Here is a 20,584-nt window from a genome sequence, read left to right as displayed (position 1 = left end):
AGTGTAACCTGCGGATCAGAGAAGTTCGGCCTGATCAGCGGCAATGATCACACGGTTGTTCTCCACCGAGAGGAATCCGCCATCGGCTTTGACCCTGATGGTGTCCTCTCCCGGAGTGAGAATCCGCGCTTCGCCGTCGGCGACGACACCCAGCACGGGCTCGTGGCCCGGCAGGATGCCGATCTCGCCGTCGAGGGTACGGGCGATGACGCGCTTGGCCTCACCGACCCATACCTCGCGATCAGCAGCCACGACATTCACTTCGAGTGTCGCCATGGCTTACTTCTGCATCTCTTCGTAGTTGCGCATGACATCGTCAAGGCCGCCGACGTTGAAGAATGCCTGCTCCGGGATGTGGTCGACTTCGCCCGAGCAGATCTTCGAGAAGCCTTCGATCGTGTCGGCCAGCGGCACGGTCGAACCGGGAACCTGAGTGAACTTCTCAGCGGTGTAGGTGTTCTGCGAGAGGAACTGTTCGATACGACGCGCACGGTGAACGACGAGCTTGTCCTCTTCACCGAGTTCATCGACACCGAGGATGGCGATGATGTCCTGCAGTTCCTTGTTCTTCTGCAGAATCGCCTTGACCTCGTTGGCCACGCGGTAGTGCTCGTCACCGACGATCAGCGGATCGAGGATGCGCGAGGACGATGCGAGCGGGTCGATCGCCGGGTACAGACCGCGCGAAGCGATGTCACGGCTGAGCTCCGTGGTCGCGTCGAGGTGGGCGAATGTCGTCGCAGGAGCCGGGTCGGTGTAGTCATCGGCGGGAACGTAGATCGCCTGCATCGACGTGATCGAGTGACCACGCGTCGAGGTGATGCGCTCCTGCAGCAGACCCATCTCGTCAGCCAGGTTGGGCTGGTAGCCCACGGCCGAGGGCATGCGACCCAGCAGGGTCGAGACCTCGGAGCCGGCCTGGGTGAAGCGGAAGATGTTGTCGATGAACAGCAGCACGTCCTGGTTCTGCACATCGCGGAAGTACTCCGCCATGGTCAGCGCCGACAGCGCCACGCGCAGACGAGTGCCTGGCGGCTCGTCCATCTGGCCGAACACCAGCGCGGTGTCCTTGAAGACTCCTGCCTCATCCATTTCCATGATGAGGTCGTTGCCCTCACGGGTACGCTCGCCCACACCGGCGAACACCGAGGTGCCCGAGTGGTTGTGCGCGATACGGAAGATCATCTCCTGGATGAGCACGGTCTTGCCGACGCCGGCGCCGCCGAACAGACCGATCTTTCCACCCTGGACGTATGGAGTCAGGAGGTCGATGCTCTTGATGCCGACTTCGAGGATCTCGGTCTTGGACTCGAGCTCGTCGAACGACGGTGCCGGACGGTGGATGGGCCACCGCTCGGAGATCTCCAGCTCCTCGCCGTCGGCGAGGTTGAGGCAGTCACCGGTGGTGTTCCACACATGGTGCTTGGTCACGTCTCCGACGGGAACGGAGATCGGTGCGCCGGTGTCGACGACTTCCTGTCCGCGGACAAGTCCGTCGGTCGGCTGCAGCGACACTGCGCGGACCAGTCCGTTGCCCAGGTGAAGTGCGACCTCGAAGGTCAGCTTCCGGGTTCCTTCGGACAGTTCCACCGACGCGGTCAGTGCGTTGTAGATCTCGGGCACGGAGTCGAGCGGGAACTCGATGTCGACAACCGGGCCGATGACTCGGGAAATCCGGCCGAGGGCAGTGCCCTGTGCCGGAGAGGTTTCCGTTGCTGTGGCAGTCATGGTCTCTTTCTCTCTGCTCTCGCCGGTCAGTCGCCGGCTGCCGATGCCGCGAGGGCATCCGCCCCACCGACGATCTCGGTGAGTTCCTGGGTGATTTCCGCCTGGCGAGCCGTATTGGCCAACCGGGTGTAGGTCTTGATGAGATCATCCGCGTTGTCCGTGGCTGTCTTCATCGCCGCCTGTCGCGAGGCCTGCTCGGATGCTGCTGCGCTGAGCAGCGCCGACAGAATGCGCGAATCGATGTATCGCGGCAACAGTGCGTCGAGCACAGCCTCCGCACTCGGTTCGAACTCATAGAGCGGGAACGCGGGTGCATCGGACGATTCCCCAGCCTGTCCGCCGGTCGATGCCTCTTCGGCGTCGACGACCTCCAGCGGAAGCAGTCGCCGGTATTCCGGGTCATGCGTGACGCTGGAGACGAAACGGGTGAAGACGATGTAGATCTCGTCGATCCCTGAGTCGGCCGACTCCGGGTCGAAGTTCTCCAACAGCGCCTCGCCGATCTCACGTGCGTGTTCGGCCAGCGGGTTCTCGGAGATGCCTGTCCAGGACTTCTCGATCTTACGATCGCGGAAGGTGTAGTAGTTCTTGGCCTTGCTGCCGATAGTGAACAGGTCGACGCTCTTGCCCTCGTTGCGCAGCAGCCGAATGAGTTCCTCGGCTTCGCGCAGCAGGTTCGCGGAATAGGCACCGGCGAATCCGCGGTCGGGTCCGATCACGAGGACGGCAGCGTGCTTGACGTTGTCCGACTCCGTGGTGAGAACGTGGTCCACGTTCGACTCGCTGGCCACTGCCGACACGGCCCGGGTCAGGGCGTTCGCGTACGGGCTTGCGGCCTGCGAGCGGGCAATGGCCTTCTGGATCCGCGAAGCAGCGATGAGCTCCATCGCCTTGAAGATCTTCCTCAAGGACTGAGTCGAGCGGATCTTCTGTTTGAAGACCCTCTGCTGGGCTCCCATCAGTTCTTCCTTTCGCCGTTACGGAACAGGTTCAACGCTTCTGCCGAACGATCTGCTCCTGCTCGACCTCGTCGGAGGACGCGGCTGCGGTGTCTTCGCTGCCGGCCTTCGAACCGCTCTGGTCCGAGCTGGCGAAGTTCTGGGTGAACTCGGCCAGGACGCTCTTCAGCTCTTCAGTCGTGTCGTCGTCGAGCTTCAGGGTCTCACGGATGGTCGTGAAGATACCGGTCTTGCGCTCGATGTGATCATGCAGTTCGGACTCGAAGCGGAGCACGTCGTCGACAGGGATCTCGTCGAGGTAGCCGTTGGTTCCGGCGAAGATCGACACGGTCTGCTTCTCGAACGGCATCGGAGCGTACTGACCCTGCTTAAGCAGCTCGGTCAGACGCGCACCACGGGCCAGATCCCGCTTGGTCGCGTCGTCGAGATCGGATGCGAACATCGCGAAGGCCTCGAGCGAACGGTACTGAGCCAGCGAGATCTTCAGCGTGCCCGAGACTCCCTTGAGAGCCTTCGTCTGAGCGGCACCACCGACTCGAGACACGGACACACCGACGTCGACAGCGGGACGCTGGCCGGCGTTGAACAGATCGGACTGCAGGAAGATCTGACCGTCGGTGATCGAGATGACGTTGGTCGGAATGAACGCACCGACGTCGTTGGCCTTCGTCTCGATGATCGGAAGACCGGTCATCGAACCGCCGCCGAGCTCATCGGAGAGCTTCGCGCAGCGTTCCAGCAGACGCGAGTGCAGGTAGAAGACGTCGCCGGGGTAGGCTTCACGGCCCGGCGGACGACGCAGCAGCAGGGACACGGCGCGGTAGGCCTCAGCCTGCTTCGACAGGTCATCGAACACGATGAGGACGTGCTTGCCGTCGTACATCCAGTGCTGACCGATTGCGGAACCGGAGTATGGAGCCAGGTACTTGAAGCCTGCTGGGTCAGACGCGGGAGAGGACACGATGGTCGTGTACTCGAGCGCACCGGCCTCTTCCAGCGAACGGCGGACGCCGGCGATGGTCGAACCCTTCTGGCCGACGGCCACGTAGATGCAGCGGACCTGCTTCTTCGGGTCTCCGGTCTCCCAGTTGGCCTTCTGGTTGATGATCGTGTCGATCGCCAGAGCGGTCTTACCGGTCTTGCGGTCACCGATGACCAGCTGACGCTGACCACGGCCGACGGGGATCATCGCGTCGATGCTCTTGTAACCGGTCTGGAGCGGCTCACGCACTTCCTGGCGGTCCATGACGCCGGCGGCCTGAAGCTCGAGCTCACGGCGGCCGACGGTCTCGATGTCGCCGAGTCCGTCGACGGGACGACCCAGCGGATCGACGACACGGCCGAGGTACCCGTCGCCGACCGGAATCGAGAGGACCTCTCCGGTGCGGTACACGTTCTGCTCTTCGGCGATTCCGGAGAACTCACCGAGGATGACGACGCCGATCTCGCGTTCGTCGAGGTTCTGTGCCAGGCCCAGTGTGCCGTCTTCGAACCGCAGGAGTTCGTTGGCCATGGTGCCGGGCAGGCCCGAAACGTGAGCGATACCGTCACCAGCGGTGACGACCTTGCCGACCTCGGTCTTTTCCGAGCTCTCCGGGTTGTACGAGTCAACGAACTTCCCGAGAGCGTCCCGGATCTCTTCCGGGCGAATTGTCAGTTCCGCCATCTGGTTTCCCTGCTTCCTTTACTCAAATCTTGCGTCCGACGACCGGTGGGCCGCCGATGCCGGAGAAGCCGGCCACTAGTGTCAACCTGCGAGCTTGCGCTGCACATCGGCCAGTCGATCGGCCACGGTCGAGTTCATCATCTCGTCGCCGACCTGCACCCGGACTCCCCCGAGAACATCGGGGTCGACCTGGACATTGAGGACGAGTTCGCGACCATAGCTGGCCGACAATGCCGCCTGCAGCCTTTCGGTCTGCGACTCGCTCAGAGGTCTGGCGACGGTGACGTCCGCAACCGACCGCTGCTGGCGGGCGGCGAGGATATCGCTGTACTGGTCGAGCGCCTTCGCCACGCGGAGTCCGCGAGGGTGCAGAGCTGCCTGTTCGACCAGCTTGATGGTGTCTAGCTGTGCCTTGCCGGTGAGCAGGTCCGAGACGAGAGCGCGCTTGCTCTCTTCGGTGGCCTGCGAATCAAGCGCGCGGGACAGCTCGTGGTTGGATTCAAGCAGACGCGCGAAGCGGAAGATCTCCTCTTCGACCTGTCCCAGTTTCCCGTCGGCCTGTGCGGCAGCGGCGATCGCTGTCACACCGGCGACTTCAAGGCTGGTGACGAGGTCCTGGGTCCGCGCCCAACGATGACCGACGGCCTTGTCGCTGATACGCAGAGCCGCATCCGTGATCCGAGTCGAGAACAGAGTCCGCAGCAGCTGCTGCTTCCTCTCGGCCGACTCGGAGGAGTCTGCCAGAGCCTTGCGCAGTCCGACATTCTCGGCGAGGACGCCGACGAGTGCCAGAGTCTCCTCCCCGATCTGTCGGGGGTCTCCCCCGGAGATCTCGGAATTCGCGGTCTCGAGGACGGCCTGCAGGGACAATCTGCTCGACTGGAGCATCACGCCCCCTTGACCGGCTGCGCGGACGAGTTGGACTCGAGATCGGAGATGAAGCGATCAACCACATTGGCCGAACGCTGATCGTCCGTGAGTGACTCACCGACGATGCGCGATGCCAGGTCCGTGGCGAGAGTGCCGACCTCGGAACGCAGCTGCACCATGGCGGACTGACGTTCGGCGTCGATCTGAGTCTGTGCCTGAGCGATGATGCGATCAGCCTCGGAATGAGCCTGGGCCTTCATGTCGGCGATGATCTGGGCGCCCTCTTCCTGAGCCTCGGCGCGCAGTCGTGCAGCTTCGGCACGACCGTCGGCGAGCTGCTTCTGATACTCGGCCAGAGCCTGATCGGCTTCGGCCTGCACCTTCTCGGCCTTCTCAATTCCACCCTGGATGCGCTCAGCACGCTCGTCGAGGGTCTTGTTGAAGGCGGGAAGGACGTACTTCCAGACAACCAGGAAGACGATCAGCAGACAGACGGCACTCCAGAGGATGTCGTAGGCCGCCGGGAGAAGCGGGTTCTCCGCGTCGGCGACGATGTTTACCGGAGTCATCTTTCAGTCCTCTTCGAGATCAGGGGAGGAAGAACGGGGTGGCGATACCGATGAGGGCCAGGGCCTCGATCAGAGCGATACCGAGGAACATGTTTCCGCGCAGGGCGCCGGCCATTTCGGGCTGACGAGCGGTTCCCTCGATGGTCTTGCCGATAACGATTCCGACACCGATACCGGGACCGATTGCGGCGAGGCCGTAACCGATCGTCGAAACGCTACCTTCAACTGCGGCGAGCATATCCATAGGATGCTTTTCCTTTCATAATGAAGCCGGGTGGTTGGCCCGACCGTGCAACTCGTGAGTTACGGATCTGGGGGTGCGATCTCAGTGTTCGTCCGAGATCGCGGCATTGATGTAGACACAGGACAGAAGAGCGAAGATGTAGGCCTGCAGCACGACGATGAGCATCTCCAGGATGAAGACGAACATGCCGCCGGCGAAGGTGACGATGCCGAAGAACTGGAATCCGTTGGCTGCGTCGAAGAGGAAGAAGCTCGTAGCGGAGAAGCAGAGGACGAGCAGGAGGTGGCCGACCATCATGTTCGCGAAGAGTCGGATCGCCAGAGTGAACGGCTGGGTGACGAACTTCGTGATGAACTCGATCGGGATGAGCAGGATATGCATTGCCGGCGGGACGCCGGGCAGGACGAGCGAATCCTTGAGATAGCGGCCGAGGCCCTTCTCGGCGATGCCGGCCCAGTGGTAGGTCACATAGACCACGAGGGTCAGCACGATCGGCATGCCGATGACGCCGGTGCCCGGCATATTGAGGAACGGAATGAGCTTCGTGACGTTCCAGAAGAGGATTCCGAAGAAGATCGCCACGATGAGCGGCATGAACTTCTTGGCCTTCTCCTTGCCCATCGTGTCCTCGGCGATGCCGACGGTCACGAATTCCATGGCGAGCTCCATGCTCGACTGGAAGCGGGACGGAATGAGCTTCATGCGCTTGGCCCAGACGGCCAGGAGCACAACGACGGCGACGGTGGCGATGATGCGGATGAGCATCACGCGGTTCATTTCGAACGGTGTGCCCTCAAAGAGGAACGAGGCTGGAAAGAATTCAGCCATCGACGGTGCGTGGAAGCCGCCTTCTGCAGCACTGACTGTTGTGTTCGCGGCGTTGAGTGTTCCCACGTTTTTACTACTCTCCCATGGTCAAGGGCCCTGATGGCCTGGCCTTGGCCCCGCACTGATGGCGAGGCTTGAGGTTCAGGAGCGACAAAGGGCGAAGATCCGCCCAAGCACCGGGTCTACTCTACCAACTGTAGAGAGTGACCGACAAATTCATCAGGCTTCTCTGTGCAATTTCTGTCAACGATTTTATACGACACGTCATTCGTCTTGCGCCTCACCCCACGACGCGTCTCAGATGGGAGCGACGATCGGTCTCCGCTCGCCTATCTCGCCTCCGGATCGACATAGGGCACGCGTCCCTTGACCACGGTGATCGCCTCGACGAGCGAGGAGCCGATGACCGCGACGACGATGGTGAAGAAGGCGACCGTGCCGTCGAGCCAGGTCGCATCCTTGATGCGCCAGATGACGATCATGAAGATGAAGGCCTTGAAGAGGAACCCGATGCCGAGGAACCCGGCGATCGCGGTCAGTCCCATGTTCCGTCCGACGTACATGACGACGAGGGTGATGATGATGAAGACCGCAGCCAGTCCCCCGCCGACGGCCCCGCCGACGAGTCCCGTCATCCCCGAGACCAGCCAGCCGATGCCCATTCCGAGGGCCGCGACGACGAGGACGAGGATGATGCCACGGATGAGCAGGGTCCTCCAGACGCGGGTCCAGGCTGCTTCGACTTCGGTCTCTCGGCGCGGTATCGGGTCGGTCACGAGATTTCCTCTCTGGCTTTCTGACGCATGCGTAGGGGATAGAAGGTGAAGATCAGGGTGATGGCAGCGAGGCCGCCGATGACGCAGGCCGAGAACAGCCAGCCCTTGAACAGGAGCAGCACCGAGCCGAAGGCGATGAGCGCCGTCCAGGTATAGAGGATGAGCACCGCACGCGCATGGGAATGTCCCAGACGCAGCATCCGGTGGTGGAGGTGTTTGGCATCGGCGGAGAACGGAGACTGTCCGGCACGCAGCCTGCGCACCACGGCCAGTCCGAGGTCGAGCAGCGGCAGGAACATCACGGCCACCGGCAGGATGATCGGCATGAATGTGGCGAACGCTCGCTCCTGGCCGATCAGCGCCGGGTCGACCTGGCCGGTGACCCTGATCGTCGAGGCGGCGAGCAGCAGGCCGATGAGCATCGACCCGGAGTCGCCCATGAAGATCCTCGCCGGATTGAAATTGTGCGGGAGGAAACCGAGGCAGGCGCCGACGAGGATCGCGATGATGAGCGAGGCGAGGTTCGCATACGACTCCGGTGAAGCGTCACGAGCGAGCCAGTAGGAGTAGATGAAGAAGGCGCTGCCGCCGATGGCGACGACGCCCGCGGCAAGACCGTCGAGCCCATCGACGAAGTTCACCGCGTTGATGGTCACGAGGACGACGAGGACAGTGACGATGATCGACATCCGCGGGGAGCCGATGATGACTCCGCCGAAGGGAATCGACAGCAGCGCCACTCCCTTGATCGCCATGAAGCCTGCGGCGAGAGCCTGGCCGGCGAGCTTCGCCATCCAATGCAGGTCCCAGATGTCGTCGATGACTCCGAGCAGACACAGCAGGCCGGCGGCTCCGGCGATTCCGATGATCGGGCCCAATTCGACGAAGATCCGATTGAGGAACGGCATCTGGGAGGCGAAGATGAGGCCGGCCAGAAGCCCGCCGAACATCGCGACTCCGCCCAGCCTCGGCGTCGGAATGGAATGGACGTCGCGGTCACGCAGCGGTGAGAAGATCTTTCCTCGTTCGGCCACCCGCTTGACCATTGGAGTCAGCAGGTACGCCACGAGGGCGGAGACAACGAGGATGAAGAGGTAGGCGCGCACTCAGCCGTCCAGGTCGATGAGTTCGGGGACGATTTCGCGCAGGTCCTCGGCGGTGATCGGACCGCGGCGCAGGATGCGGGGCACGTCGCCGCTGAGGTCGATGATCGTCGAGGACAGCCCCGACTCCCGCACTCCCCCGTCGACGTAGATGTCGACATCGTCGCCGAGCATCTCCTGCGCTTCGTCGGCGGTCCTGGCGGCGGGCTGTCCGGAGATGTTCGCACTCGACACGGCCAGAGGCCCGGTGCGGCCGAGCAGGGCCAGCGCCGACTCGTCGTCGGGCATGCGCACGGCCACGGTTCCGTGGGTATCGCCGAGGTCCCAGTCGAGGGAGGGCTGAGCGTTCGCGATGATCGTCAGCGGTCCGGGCCAGAATTTCGCGGTCAGTGCCAGCACAGTCTCATCGACCCCGTCGACGAGCCCGAAGATGGTCTCCGCGCGTGGGACGAGAACCGGAGGCGGCATGTCCCGTCCCCGGCCCTTGGCCGCGAGCAGAGCCGCAACGGCCGATGCGCTGAAGGCATCGGCGGCGATCCCGTAGACCGTATCGGTGGGGATGACGAGCAGGTTGCCTGTGTCGACGACTCGCGCGCACTCGTCGAAGACGAGTTCACGGATCTCTTCTTGGCTGACGTCGAATCGTCTCGACACGAGTTCTCCGTTTCGAATGTTCGGGTTGTGGTTTCGGTACTGGGCAGTACGCGGCGGGAATTCGTCTCCGAGATCCCCTACGCCTCACGGCGCGCCACTGTATAGCGGTCGCGTCCAGTGTAGTCCTGGAATGTGGCGGCATGTCTCAGACTGGCCGTGGCCTCCAGGAGTTCCCGTGCCCCATCGCCCTGTTCCTCGCTGTGTTCCATGAGGAAGAGTCCGCCTGATCTCAGCAGCTGCTCGGCTTGACTGATGATGAGTCCCGGAATCTCCAAACCCGAATCCCCGCCGTAGAGCGCGGCCGCGGGATCGTGTTCGGCGACCTCCGGGTCCCGCGGCACGGCGGAATCGGGAACATAGGGCGGGTTCGTCACCACGATGTCGGCACGCCCGCACAGATCCGGCCGAGCCTTCGTGATCGTCGTCGCATCACCGGAGATGAACTCGACCGTCGACTCGCCGAGGCGGCACTGCTCGAGGTTCTTCAGTGACCATTCCAGGGCCGCGGATTCGCGTTCGACGCCGAGGACGTCGACGGAGTCGAATTCGGTGGCAACGGAGAGGGAGATCGCTCCCGAACCGGAGCACAGGTCGATGACGAAGGGACGCCGAGCCTTGTCGTTCTCCGTCGTCGAGTCAGTTTCGGCGAGTTCGGACAGTTCGCTCAGAACGGCTCCGGCGAGCAGCTCCGTCTCCGGTCGGGGCACGAAGACTCCGGGGCCCACCTGCAGCTGCAGATGCCGGAAGTGGGCGATGCCGGTGAGATGCTGCAGCGGTGTCCGCCGCCTCCGCTGGTCACAGAGTTCGGCGAATCGAGTGCTCACCGACTCCGGCACGGGTTCGTCGAAGAGACGGCGGCGGCTCAGCGATGCCCTGTCGATCGACCATGCGTGGGCGAGCAGTTCGAGCGCATCGGCTTCGGGACTCGCTATGCCTGCTTCGGTGAGGAGCGTGGTCGCCCCGCGAAGGAGGTCGGAGACGAGAGTCGGCCTGACAGTGTCCAGGTCAGTCCCCCAGCGCGTCGAGGCGTGCGGCCTTGTCGGCGTCGCGGCAGGATCCGATGACCGGATCGAGATCGCCGGCGAGCACCTGATCGAGATTGTAGGCCTTGTATCCGGTGCGGTGATCGGTGATCCGGTTCTCCGGAAAATTGTAGGTGCGGATGCGTTCCGAGCGATCGACGGTGCGCACCTGCGAACGACGGATGTCTGCGGCTTCCGCTGCGGCCTCTTCGGCCTGCTTGGCCAAGATCCGAGCACGGAGCATGCGCATCGCTGCGTCTTTGTTCTGCAGCTGGGACTTCTCGTTCTGGCAGCTCGCTGTGATTCCGGTCGGCAGGTGCGTGATGCGCACAGCGGAGTCCGTGGTGTTCACGGACTGGCCGCCGGGTCCGGACGAGCGGTAGACGTCGATGCGCAGATCGTGTTCGTCCAGCTGGATCTCTTCGGGTTCATCGACTTCGGGGAAGACGAGCACACCGGCTGCGGAGGTGTGGATGCGTCCCTGCGATTCGGTGACCGGGACCCTTTGGACACGGTGCACTCCGCCTTCGAACTTCACCCAGCCGTAGGCGCCGTCGTTCTTCGCCTTGACGGCCATGGTGACGTCCTTGTATCCGCCGAGATCCGAATGCGTGGCGTCGAGGATCTGGCTCGACCAGCCGCGCGAGTCGATCCACCGCTGGTACATCCGCAGCAGGTCACCGGCGAACAGTGCGGATTCGTCGCCGCCTTCGCCGGCTTTGATCTCGATGATGGCGTCTCGGGAGTCATCCGGGTCGCTGGGTACCAGGAGATCTTTGAGCTCACCCTCGGCCGTCTCCATCTCTGCGGACAGACGCTTGGCCTCCGCAGCGAAGTCGGCGTCGTCCTCGGCCAGCTCCACGGCGGCTGCGTGGTCGGCTTCGAGTTGGGCGAAGTGCCGGGCGGCCGCGGCGACCTTGTCGAGTTCCGCGTACCGCCTGGTCAGCTTCTTGGCCCGGCCGGCGTCAGCGTGGACCGCGGGGTCGGAGAGTTCCTCCTGAACCCGGGCGTGCTCATCGAGCAGTGCGCTGACGCTGGCCGTGAGGGTGTCGTCGACCATCTCAGCTGTTGTCGGTCGACGACTTCGGCAGCGGGGTCGTCTTCTGCACCTGCATGAGGAACTCGACGTTCGAGCCGGTCTCCTTGAGCTTCGACATGAGCAGTTCGACAGCCTGCTGCTGCTCGAGGCCCGAGAGCAGTCGGCGCAGCTGCCACATGACCTTCGTCTCTTCCTTGGTCATGAGCATCTCTTCGCGGCGAGTGCTCGAGGAGTTGACGTCGATGGCCGGGAAGATGCGCTTGTCGGCAAGCTGACGGCTCAGACGCAGCTCCATGTTGCCGGTGCCCTTGAACTCTTCGAAGATGACTTCGTCCATCTTGGAGCCGGTCTCGACGAGAGCCGTGGCGAGGATGGTCAGCGAGCCGCCGCCTTCGATGTTGCGTGCAGCACCGAAGAACTTCTTCGGCGGGTAGAGCGCATTGGCGTCGACACCGCCGGAGAGGATCCGACCGGATGCCGGCTGGGCGATGTTGTAGGCACGTCCCAGGCGCGTGATGTTGTCGAGCAGCACGACGACATCGGAACCCATCTCGACGAGGCGCTTGGCGCGTTCGATGGCGAGTTCGGCGATCGTGGTGTGGTCGTCGGCCGGACGGTCGAAGGTCGAGGCGATGACTTCGCCCTTGACCGCACGCTGCATGTCCGTGACTTCCTCGGGACGTTCGTCGACGAGGACGACCATGAGGTGCGCTTCGGGGTTGTTCTCCGTGATCGCGTTGGCGATCTGCTGCATGATCGTCGTCTTGCCGGCCTTCGGAGGCGCGACGATGAGTCCGCGCTGGCCCTTGCCGATGGGGGTGATGAGATCGATGAGACGGGTCGAGTGCAGCTTCGAGGTGGTCTCGAGGCGCAGACGATCCTGCGGGTAGAGCGGAGTCAGCTTCGAGAACTCGACACGGCTGCGGGCATCGTCGACGGTGAGTCCGTTGACGGAATCGAGGCGCACGAGGGCATCGAACTTTTCGCGCTTGTTGTTCCGCTGTTCGTTCTCACGCGGCTGACGGATCGCGCCGGCGACGGCGTCGCCCTTGCGCAGACCGTTCTTGCGCACCATGGATGCCGAAAGGTAGACGTCGTTCGGCCCCGGCAGGTAGCCGGAGGTGCGGAGGAAGGCGTAGTTGTCGTGGACGTCGAGGATGCCGCCGACGGGGATGAGCACATCGTCGTTGCGGATGTCCGGCTCGTCGTTGCCGCGGCCGCGGCGCTTGCGGTCACGACCCCGTCCGCGGCGGTTGTTGCCGCGATCGTCATCGTCGTTGCTGCGGTTGCGACGATCGTTGCGGTCGTTGTTGCCGCCCCGGTCGTTGCGGTGGCTGCGATCGTTGCCGCCGTCCCGGTCATTGTTGCCCCGGCCGTTGCCGCCACGGTTGTCGTCGGAGCGGTCGTTGTTCCGGCTGCGACGGTCGTTGTCGCGCCCTCCGCGATGGTCACGGTCGGAGCGGTCCTGGTCGCCGGAGCGATCCTGGCCGCCGCGGTCGGCCGATTCCTCACCGTTGCCGTCGCGACCCTCGGTCTGGGACTCGGAGCCGCGGGAGCGAGAACGGCTGCGGCGAGAGCGCTGACGATCCTGATCGCCGCTGTTCTCCTCGGAGGCTGCTCCCCCGGACTGGTCCGCACCGGACTCGTTCGCCGTCGAAGACGACGAGGACTCGGTGTTCGGTTCGATGATGAGCGCCGGAGCGTCCTCGGACGCGGAAGCGGCAGAGCGACGCGAAGAGCGACGGTTCGTCGACTCCTGCTTCTTCTCGTCCGGCTTCTCCGCCGGCTTCTCAGCCTTGGCGGCCGCTTCCGCGGCGGGCTTCTTCTCGGTGGGGACGGACTTCTTCTCAGCAGATCCGCCCGAGTGGCTGTTGATGGCGTCGATCAGTTCGCTCTTGCGAAGGCGACGGTAACCCTTGATTCCCAGCCCGGCAGCCATTTCCTGGAGCTGAGGCAGCCGCAGCGCTGTGAGGCTGCCTGTGCGCGGGGTGGAATCCTGAGTGGTGGTTTCAGACACGAAGGTCCTTCTCCCTCTTTCGGCCGTGCGGCATGTGCCGTTTGCTCACGGCGACGGAAACACCATTGACGGTGCGTTGTGAAAGAAAACCTGCTAAAGAATGAGCAGGAGATGTTCCAGAATGTATGACATCGGCGACGGACCTGTGCAGAACAGCGGGAAGCCGTGCCCTGTCGGAACACCCACAGTCTACTTGTTCGGAGACGATCTGGCGAATCGTTTCCTCAGATTTCTCGGCTCACCCGGTAACCACCGAGGTCAATCGCGGTGCGCTGAGCGACGAAGCCTTCCGGCACGAGGGCGTCGGGAACCGCCTCGGCGAGGACGAGCACCGTCGGTCCGGCGCCGGAGACGACGGCCGGGAGACCTTCGGCGCGCAGTGCGTCGACCAGAGCCATCGACTCCGGATAGGCGCCGCGGCGGAACTCCTGATGGAGCTGGTCGCGGGTGGCTTCGAAGAGCACCTGGGAGTCATTGCTCATCCCATGGACGAGCAGGCCCGCCCGAGCCGAATTGTCGGCCGCGATCGCGTGATCGATGTCGGCGGGAATGAGTCCACGGGCGACCTCGGTGTCAAGGCGGAACGAGGGCACGAGCACGGTGACCGCCTGGACGGTGCGCACTGGCACCTGCCACGACTTCACAGGCTCCGACAGAGAGACGGTGAGTCCGCCGAAGATCGCGGGGGCGGCGTTGTCCGGATGCCCCTCGACGGCGGTGGCGATCTCGAGGATCCGGTCCCGGCTCAGCTCGACTCCGGTCGACCAGGCTCCGAGCTCCGCTGCGAGGGCGATGCCGGCTACGACGGCCGCGGCCGAGGAGCCCAATCCACGGGAATGAGGGATCCGGTTGTCGCACTCCAGCGACAGACGCGGCCTCAGCTCTGCCGCGACGGCGGGAAACTCCGAGTCGAGCACCTCACCGATGATGCGCATGATCAGGTGCGAGCCGTCCCGGGGCAGCACCTCGGCGCCCTCCCCCGTGACCTCGACGCAGCGGTGAGGATCGACCGCTGCGTCGTGGACGGTGAGGATGAGGGTGTCGACGATGTCGAGGGCCAGCCCGTACGAGTCGTAGCCGGGCCCCAGATTCGCCGAGGTGGCCGGGACCTCGAGTCGGACGCGCACCCTCAGCTGTCCTCGAGTCCCAGGGCGCGTGCGGCGCTGACGGCGTCGACGGAGACCCGCTTGGTCTCGATATCGGACCCGTCGGCGGTGTGCAGGGCCCAGCTGGGGTCCTTGAGTCCGTGACCGGTCACGGTGACCGCGATCGTCGCAGCGGCAGGGACCCGACCGGCGTCGGCCATCTTCAGCAGACCCGCCACCGAGGCGGCCGAACCGGGTTCGACGAAGATGCCCTCTTCGCTGGACAGGATCTTATGGGCGGCGAGGATCTCGTCGTCGGTGACCGAATCGATGAGACCGCCCGAATCGTCACGCGCAGCTTCGGCCTGCGTCCAGCTGGCGGGGTTGCCGATGCGGATGGCGGTCGCCACCGTGTCCGGTTCGTCGACGGGGTGGCCGAGCACCAGCGGTGCGGCACCGGCGGCCTGGAAGCCCCACATCTGAGGCAGCTGCTTGGAGATCCCGTGTTCGCGGTATTCGTTGTAGCCCTTCCAGTACGCCGTGATGTTGCCGGCGTTGCCGACGGGCAGAACATGGATGTCGGGAGCGTCGCCGAGGACGTCGACGACTTCGAAAGCCGCGGTCTTCTGGCCTTCGATGCGATCGGGATTGACCGAGTTGACGAGGTGGACCGGGTAGGACTCCGAGAGCTTGCGGCACAGCGTCAGGCAGTCGTCGAAGTTTCCGTCGACTTCGAGCAGGGTCGCTCCGTGGGCGATGGCCTGGCTCATCTTCCCCGGCGCGATCTTGCCGGTGGGCACGAGCACAGCGCAGGTCAGTCCGGCCTTCGTGGCATAGGCGGCGGCAGAGGCCGAGGTGTTGCCCGTCGAGGCGCAGATGACGGCTTTGGCACCGTGGGCCACAGCCTTGGTGATCGCCATCGTCATACCGCGGTCTTTGAACGACGCAGTCGGATTGAGGCCCTCGTACTTCACCCACACCTGGGCACCGGTGCGTGCGCTGAGCTTCTCCGCCCTGATCAGCGGGGTCCCGCCCTCACCGAGTGTGACGGCAGGAGTGTCAGCGGAGATGTCGAGGAGGCTGCGGTATTCCTCGACGACGCCCTGCCACTGGTGTCTGGGGTAGTTCATAGTCACTGTCCTTCTACGCGGATCACGGATTTGACGGTGTGGACGACCGGCAGATCGACGAGTCGATCGACCGTCTTCTGCAGAGTCGAGTCGGTGTTCGAGTGGGTGGCCAGCACGAGCTTCGCGTGCTGGACGCCGTTGTCGTCGATGTCCCCGATCGTCTGTCGCATCAGTTCGATGGATGCCCCTTCATCGGCGAAGACCTCGGAGACCGCGGCGAGCACACCGGGACGGTCGACCACGTCGAGGGTGATGTGGTACCTGGTCGTGATCGCCGAGATCGGCAGGATCGGGTAGTCCTCGTGGAAGGGGCGTTCGTACTGTCCGCGTCCGCCGAGCACCTTGCGCCTGGCCACGGACACGAGGTCGCCGAGCACGGCGGATGCGGTCGGTGCTCCACCGGCTCCCTGTCCGTAGAACATCAGCTCGCCGGCGGCTTCGGCCTCGATGAACACGGCGTTGAAGGCACCGCGGACGGATGCCAGTGCGTGTCCTCGGTCGAGAAGCGCCGGATAGACGCGCGCCGAGAGACCGGCCCCTGCCGGTGATGAGGCCACACGTTCGCACACGGCGAGGAGTTTGATGACGAAGCCCTGGTCCCGGGCGGTCTCGACCATCTCGGCGGTGACGCCTTCGATGCCTTCGACGTGGACGTCATCGATCGACACGGGTGCATGGAAGGCCAGCGAGGACAGGATCGCAGCCTTCGCCGCCGCATCGTGTCCGCCGATGTCAGCGGTCGGATCGGCCTCTGCGTATCCGAGCCCTTGGGCGGCAGTGAGAGCCTGGTCGAAATCCCAGCCCTCGGAGTCCATCTGGTCGAGGATGTAGTTCGTAGTGCCGTTGACGATGCCCATGATGCGTTCGATTCGGTCCCCGGCCAGCGAATCGCCGACAGGTCGGATGATCGGGATCGCCCCTGCCACCGCCGCTTCGTGCTCGAGGCGCACACCAGCGTCGTCGGCAGCGGACATGAGCTCGCCGTAGCTGGCGGCCAGCAGAGCCTTGTTCGCGGTCACGACCGATGAACCCTGGCGCAGCGCTGCGGTGATGAGCGAGCGGGCGGGTTCGATTCCGCCCATCAGCTCGACGACGATATCGGCTCCGGCGATGGCCGCCTCGGCGTCGGTCGTCAGCAGCTTCTCGTCGATTCCCGGACGGGCCTTCGAAGCATCGCGGACGACGATGGCGCTCAGCTCCAGCGGAGCGCCGATGCGCTCGGCCAGGCCCTCCGCGCGATTCTGGATTCGGGCGGCGACCTCCGTGCCGACGACTCCGCATCCGAGCACGGCAACCTTCAGTGCCTGCATTTCCTCACCTTTTCCGCTCTTGTCTCTCGCACTCATCAGTTCGACGCCACTCCCCCGGCCATTCCCGGGTCCGTGGCGAACATCTGCGTGTGGTCTTCGGGGGTCACGATCCACTCAACTCTATCGGCCTCGACGGCCAGCACGCCCGGCCGGGGCAGATGGTTGTAGTTGTTGGCCAGCGAGCGGCAGTACGCCCCGGTGGTGGGGACCGCGACGAGATCGCCTGCAGTGACGTCTGCGCCCATGTATTCGTCGCGGACGATGATGTCACCGGATTCGCAGTGCTTGCCGACGACCCGCACGATCGCAGGCTCGGCGTTCGAGTTCCGGTTGGCCAAGGTGCACGAATAGTCCGCGTCGTAGAGTGCCGTGCGGATGTTGTCGCTCATTCCCCCGTTGACAGCGACATATGTGCGAGTGCCGCTGTCCGTGCTCACCTGTTTGACGGTGCCGACCTCGTAGAGAGTGAACACCGCCGGGGAGACGATGGCGCGACCGGGTTCGATGGAGATCCTGGGGACGCTCGTGCCCAGGCCCCGGCATTCCTTGGCCACGACGGCGGCGAGCTCTGCGGCCATCTCCGCGACCGGGATCGGGGTGTCCTGGGAGGTGTAGCGGATGCCGAAGCCGCCGCCGAGGTCGACATCGGGCAGGTCGATGCCGTGTTCGCCCATGATCTCGGCTCGGAAGGCGAGTACGCGGGCGGCGGCGACCTGGAATCCGGAGATGTCGAAGATCTGCGAACCGATGTGGGAGTGGAGACCGTCGAGACGCAGATGTTCGGATTCGGCGACCAGCCGAGCGGCCCGGGCGGCGGTGCCGTCGGCGAGCGAGAGCCCGAACTTCTGGTCTTCGTGAGCCGTGGCGATGAAGTCGTGGGTGTGCGCTTCGACGCCGACCGTGACTCGCAGCATGACCGGGGCGACCGTTCCTCTGGCCGCAGCGATGGATTCCAGACGTGCGACCTCATCGAGGCTGTCGACGAAGATCCTGGCCACGCCGTAGTCGAGGGCGTATTCGAGCTCCGACGCCGATTTGTTGTTTCCGTGCAGCCCGACGCGGTCGCCGGGGACACCGGCGGCGCGGGCGATCATCATCTCGCCCAGGGAGCAGGTGTCGAGGCCGAGCCCGGCCTCATGCACCCAGCGGGCCACAGCTGTGCACAGGAATGCCTTCCCGGCGTAGAACACATCGGCGCCAGCCAGTCCCTTCTCCACGGAGAAGGCGTTGGAGAATGTGCTCAGGTAGGCCTCGGCACGGCTGCGGAAGTCAGCGACGTCCATGAGGAGAGTAGGGGTCCCGTATCGTTCGGCCAGGTCCGTCACGGAATGACCGGCGATCGTGAGCACTCCGTCGTCGGTCTTCGTGACGTTGTCCGACCACAGACTCGGCAACAGGGCATTGACGTCATCGGGATAGGGCAGCCACACCGGGGCCGGTGTCGCGTGCAGAGTCCCTGCGATATGTGCGGGCATCAGATCCTCTCCGGGGCCGAAGCGCCCAATTGTCGTAGTCCTGCGGCGAGGACGATGATGACGGCTCTCAGAGCGAAGAGCCGGGAGGCATGGGTGACGGTGATGTCCTCATCGACCGTCGGAGTGACCGGACAGCGGCGGATCCAGTCCTCGACGGCATCGCCGAGGTCGATAAGAGCGTTGACGAACAGATCGTTCTCGCCGAGGCGGCGCGAGCGTTCCAGCGCTGACGGCAGTCCCGCCACGGCATTGAGCATTCGCGTCTCGCTCGGATCCTCGAGTCCCGCCGCGTCGACGGCCTCGGACGGGATTCCCGCCCGGTGCGCCCGCCGCTGCTCCCGGCAGGCGGCGGCATGGCCGCGCTGCAGGCTGTTCACCGCGACCGGGTCGACGTCACGGTCGTGGTCGCCGGTGACAGGCGCCTGTGCCGATTCCCGGTCCGCAGCGACGAGCAGCGTGCGCAGCGGCGACCCGTCCTGTTCCGCTCCTTCGATCGAATCGGTCTCCCCCGCTGCGGTGATGATGTCGCTGAGCACATGTGCTCGGCCAGCGGGAGTGAGGGTCACGTTGACGAAGCCGGGCCCGGCGATGACGGCATCCGCCACCCCGGTCAGGGCACGCAGTTCGGTGCACAGATGTGCGGCGAGCTCGGTCCGCTGCTCGGGTGCAGCGGCGGCGCGCAGCGCCACGGGCGTCGTCCAGTCACCGAGTTCGGAACGGTTCGGAGCCAGGACGTCGATCTGCATGGCGAACCCCGGTGCGACGAGGCCTGCCTCGGCCGTCGCCAAGGCGCGCGCGAGTGCAGTCTGCAAGTCTTCCGGGGTCACTCGAACAGAGTACTCGGGCCCGGACGGCGAGGACGAATCCGATGACATCTTCGCTCTCATGACGAGACGGAAGCCCGCCGGGCCTCAGATGGCGCCGGGTCGGCAGGCGGCGTGGCTGACGAAGAATTTGACGGCCACCGAGGCGAGCACCACGACGAATGCCGGCCACATGCTGTCGAAGCTCTGGAGGAGAAAGGCGAAGATCAGCGGGCCGGTGGCCGCGAGAAGATACCCTCCGCCCTGGACGAAGCCGGACAGGGAAGCCGCCGCCTCGGCGTTTCGCGCCCGGAGGGTGATGAGTGTCAGAGCGAGTGGGAACGTGGAGATGCCGATGCCCAGCAACACTGTCCACAGCACGGGAGCCGCTGTCGGCAGCCGCCACAGACCCAGGTACCCCACGGCCAGGCTGAGGCAGAAGCCGACGACGATGGGATAGGCCGAGGTCATCTTCTGAGCCAGGGTCGGCAGGACGAATCCGAGGACGAGAGGGATGGCTGTGACCAGCGCGAGCATCGCCCCGCCGAAGGCAGCATCGAACCCGGAGCGGGTGAGCAGACCCGGCAGCCAGGTGAAGAGGATGAAGTTGTTGAACGACGTCAGACCCGTCATCGTCATCAGCGCCCAGGCCCGAGGGCTGCGCAGAAGGCGGGAGAGCTCACTGCCGCCGACGACGGCGACGGCCACCTCGGCGGCGGGTGCGGGCCTGGCCATGCGGATGACGATCCACACGACCGCACCCAGAGCCGCGAAACCGGCCCAGACGAGCAGTGAGCCTCTCCAACCGACACCGGAGGCGAGGGGAACCGCCACGAGCGGCGGAATGAACGTCCCGAACTGGAGGAGCCCGACGTGCACGGTCGACATGAGGGCCACCCTGTCGGGGAAATACGATTTCACCAGGGGCGGGAGGACGACGTTTCCGATGCCCATTCCCAGCAGGGCCAGCACGCTCAGCGCCAGGAACAGCGACGGCGAATCGATGACCGAGCGGACACCCAGTCCGATCATGACCATCACCATGGCGGCCAAGGTCAGGCCGAGTCCGGAGAAGCGGGCATAGAGCCGCGGGGTGATGAAGCCGCTGATGCCGTAGAGCAGCGGCGGCAGCATGCCGATGACGGCCAGGAACACCGCGCTCAGTTCGATCTCTTCGCCCATGGTGTCGAGCAGAGGCGAGAGCCCGGTGACTCCGGGGCGCAGATTGAAGGCAGCGAAGACGATTCCGAGGACGATCAGAATGCGGATGCGCGCGGAGTTCATGAGCTCTTTCCTATCAGACACC

The 20,584-nt window shown here is 64.6% G+C and carries 20 protein-coding genes; all 20 read right to left on the bottom strand.

All coding sequences use genetic code 11. The features are described from left to right. Positions 1 to 15 precede the first annotated feature (15 nt). Positions 16 to 276 (bottom strand): F0F1 ATP synthase subunit epsilon, encoded by a 261-nt coding sequence (locus KTJ89_RS02115; RefSeq protein WP_101545515.1) that lies wholly within the window; start codon positions 274 to 276, stop codon positions 16 to 18. Between the two features lie 3 nt (positions 277 to 279). Then, positions 280 to 1,728, bottom strand: a complete 1,449-nt coding sequence (gene atpD, locus KTJ89_RS02110) for a F0F1 ATP synthase subunit beta (RefSeq protein WP_025776912.1) — start codon at positions 1,726 to 1,728, stop codon at positions 280 to 282. A gap of 26 nt (positions 1,729 to 1,754) precedes the next feature. Continuing rightward, entirely contained in the window at positions 1,755 to 2,687 is a 933-nt protein-coding gene (locus KTJ89_RS02105; RefSeq protein ID WP_139466984.1) for a F0F1 ATP synthase subunit gamma, read from the bottom strand. Positions 2,688 to 2,718: 31 nt separating this feature from the next. Then, on the bottom strand, positions 2,719 to 4,353 hold the full coding sequence (atpA, locus tag KTJ89_RS02100; protein WP_139907924.1) for a F0F1 ATP synthase subunit alpha: 1,635 nt from the start codon (positions 4,351 to 4,353) through the stop codon (positions 2,719 to 2,721). 81 nt (positions 4,354 to 4,434) lie between these two features. Continuing rightward, positions 4,435 to 5,241, bottom strand: a complete 807-nt coding sequence (locus tag KTJ89_RS02095; RefSeq protein WP_172169196.1) for a F0F1 ATP synthase subunit delta — start codon at positions 5,239 to 5,241, stop codon at positions 4,435 to 4,437. Further along, positions 5,241 to 5,792 (bottom strand): F0F1 ATP synthase subunit B, encoded by a 552-nt coding sequence (locus KTJ89_RS02090; protein ID WP_172169193.1) that lies wholly within the window; start codon positions 5,790 to 5,792, stop codon positions 5,241 to 5,243. Before KTJ89_RS02090 ends, KTJ89_RS02095 begins: the two co-directional genes overlap by 1 nt. A gap of 19 nt (positions 5,793 to 5,811) precedes the next feature. Further along, complete coding sequence (gene atpE / locus KTJ89_RS02085) at positions 5,812 to 6,036, bottom strand: F0F1 ATP synthase subunit C (protein ID WP_101572413.1); 225 nt, start codon at positions 6,034 to 6,036, stop codon at positions 5,812 to 5,814. A gap of 81 nt (positions 6,037 to 6,117) precedes the next feature. Further along, positions 6,118 to 6,864, bottom strand: a complete 747-nt coding sequence (atpB, locus tag KTJ89_RS02080; RefSeq protein ID WP_172170245.1) for a F0F1 ATP synthase subunit A — start codon at positions 6,862 to 6,864, stop codon at positions 6,118 to 6,120. Between the two features lie 329 nt (positions 6,865 to 7,193). After that, on the bottom strand, positions 7,194 to 7,640 hold the full coding sequence (locus KTJ89_RS02075; protein WP_172169190.1) for a Cg1360 family ATP-synthase-associated protein: 447 nt from the start codon (positions 7,638 to 7,640) through the stop codon (positions 7,194 to 7,196). Next, entirely contained in the window at positions 7,637 to 8,746 is a 1,110-nt protein-coding gene (locus tag KTJ89_RS02070; RefSeq protein WP_139907914.1) for an MraY family glycosyltransferase, read from the bottom strand. Before KTJ89_RS02070 ends, KTJ89_RS02075 begins: the two co-directional genes overlap by 4 nt. After that, positions 8,747 to 9,397, bottom strand: coding sequence for an L-threonylcarbamoyladenylate synthase (locus KTJ89_RS02065; RefSeq protein ID WP_139466979.1), 651 nt, complete (start codon positions 9,395 to 9,397; stop codon positions 8,747 to 8,749). A gap of 77 nt (positions 9,398 to 9,474) precedes the next feature. Beyond that, entirely contained in the window at positions 9,475 to 10,401 is a 927-nt protein-coding gene (gene prmC, locus KTJ89_RS02060) for a peptide chain release factor N(5)-glutamine methyltransferase (RefSeq protein WP_172170243.1), read from the bottom strand. Position 10,402: 1 nt separating this feature from the next. Continuing rightward, the gene (gene prfA, locus KTJ89_RS02055; protein WP_139466978.1) at positions 10,403 to 11,479 is read right to left on the bottom strand and encodes a peptide chain release factor 1; all 1,077 of its coding nucleotides are present in this window, start codon (positions 11,477 to 11,479) and stop codon (positions 10,403 to 10,405) included. Position 11,480: 1 nt separating this feature from the next. Then, positions 11,481 to 13,475, bottom strand: coding sequence for a transcription termination factor Rho (gene rho, locus KTJ89_RS02050; protein ID WP_172169187.1), 1,995 nt, complete (start codon positions 13,473 to 13,475; stop codon positions 11,481 to 11,483). Positions 13,476 to 13,699: 224 nt separating this feature from the next. Continuing rightward, positions 13,700 to 14,602 carry a homoserine kinase gene (gene thrB / locus KTJ89_RS02045; RefSeq protein WP_259356727.1) on the bottom strand — a complete coding sequence of 301 codons (903 nt, stop codon included), beginning with the start codon at positions 14,600 to 14,602 and terminating at the stop codon, positions 13,700 to 13,702. Between the two features lie 2 nt (positions 14,603 to 14,604). Continuing rightward, entirely contained in the window at positions 14,605 to 15,690 is a 1,086-nt protein-coding gene (gene thrC / locus KTJ89_RS02040; RefSeq protein ID WP_172169184.1) for a threonine synthase, read from the bottom strand. A gap of 2 nt (positions 15,691 to 15,692) precedes the next feature. Beyond that, a complete protein-coding gene (locus KTJ89_RS02035; RefSeq protein ID WP_172169181.1) occupies positions 15,693 to 17,000 on the bottom strand; it encodes a homoserine dehydrogenase in 1,308 nt (435 codons plus the stop codon). A 35-nt stretch (positions 17,001 to 17,035) separates the two neighbouring features. Beyond that, positions 17,036 to 18,475 (bottom strand): diaminopimelate decarboxylase, encoded by a 1,440-nt coding sequence (gene lysA / locus KTJ89_RS02030; protein WP_172169178.1) that lies wholly within the window; start codon positions 18,473 to 18,475, stop codon positions 17,036 to 17,038. After that, positions 18,475 to 19,302 carry a DALR anticodon-binding domain-containing protein gene (locus tag KTJ89_RS02025; protein ID WP_172169175.1) on the bottom strand — a complete coding sequence of 276 codons (828 nt, stop codon included), beginning with the start codon at positions 19,300 to 19,302 and terminating at the stop codon, positions 18,475 to 18,477. Before KTJ89_RS02025 ends, lysA begins: the two co-directional genes overlap by 1 nt. Before the next feature lie 84 nt (positions 19,303 to 19,386). Then, on the bottom strand, positions 19,387 to 20,562 hold the full coding sequence (locus KTJ89_RS02020; RefSeq protein WP_172169172.1) for an MFS transporter: 1,176 nt from the start codon (positions 20,560 to 20,562) through the stop codon (positions 19,387 to 19,389). Between the last annotated feature and the right edge of the window lie 22 nt (positions 20,563 to 20,584).

The sequence above is a fragment of the Brevibacterium sediminis genome (assembly GCF_024895295.1).
GTDB classification, from domain to species: Bacteria; Actinomycetota; Actinomycetes; order Actinomycetales; family Brevibacteriaceae; genus Brevibacterium; species Brevibacterium sediminis.
This window is presented reverse-complemented; position numbering and strand designations above follow the sequence as displayed.

Coding starts and splice junctions, on each gene's coding strand:
- KTJ89_RS02115 (WP_101545515.1), bottom strand. CDS start 276: ATGGCGACACTCGAAGTGAATGTCGTGGCTGCTGATCGCGAGGTATGG.
- atpD (WP_025776912.1), bottom strand. CDS start 1,728: ATGACTGCCACAGCAACGGAAACCTCTCCGGCACAGGGCACTGCCCTC.
- KTJ89_RS02105 (WP_139466984.1), bottom strand. CDS start 2,687: ATGGGAGCCCAGCAGAGGGTCTTCAAACAGAAGATCCGCTCGACTCAG.
- atpA (WP_139907924.1), bottom strand. CDS start 4,353: ATGGCGGAACTGACAATTCGCCCGGAAGAGATCCGGGACGCTCTCGGG.
- KTJ89_RS02095 (WP_172169196.1), bottom strand. CDS start 5,241: ATGCTCCAGTCGAGCAGATTGTCCCTGCAGGCCGTCCTCGAGACCGCG.
- KTJ89_RS02090 (WP_172169193.1), bottom strand. CDS start 5,792: ATGACTCCGGTAAACATCGTCGCCGACGCGGAGAACCCGCTTCTCCCG.
- atpE (WP_101572413.1), bottom strand. CDS start 6,036: ATGGATATGCTCGCCGCAGTTGAAGGTAGCGTTTCGACGATCGGTTAC.
- atpB (WP_172170245.1), bottom strand. CDS start 6,864: ATGGCTGAATTCTTTCCAGCCTCGTTCCTCTTTGAGGGCACACCGTTC.
- prfA (WP_139466978.1), bottom strand. CDS start 11,479: ATGGTCGACGACACCCTCACGGCCAGCGTCAGCGCACTGCTCGATGAG.
- thrC (WP_172169184.1), bottom strand. CDS start 15,690: ATGAACTACCCCAGACACCAGTGGCAGGGCGTCGTCGAGGAATACCGC.
- KTJ89_RS02035 (WP_172169181.1), bottom strand. CDS start 17,000: ATGCAGGCACTGAAGGTTGCCGTGCTCGGATGCGGAGTCGTCGGCACG.
- lysA (WP_172169178.1), bottom strand. CDS start 18,475: ATGCCCGCACATATCGCAGGGACTCTGCACGCGACACCGGCCCCGGTG.
- KTJ89_RS02020 (WP_172169172.1), bottom strand. CDS start 20,562: ATGAACTCCGCGCGCATCCGCATTCTGATCGTCCTCGGAATCGTCTTC.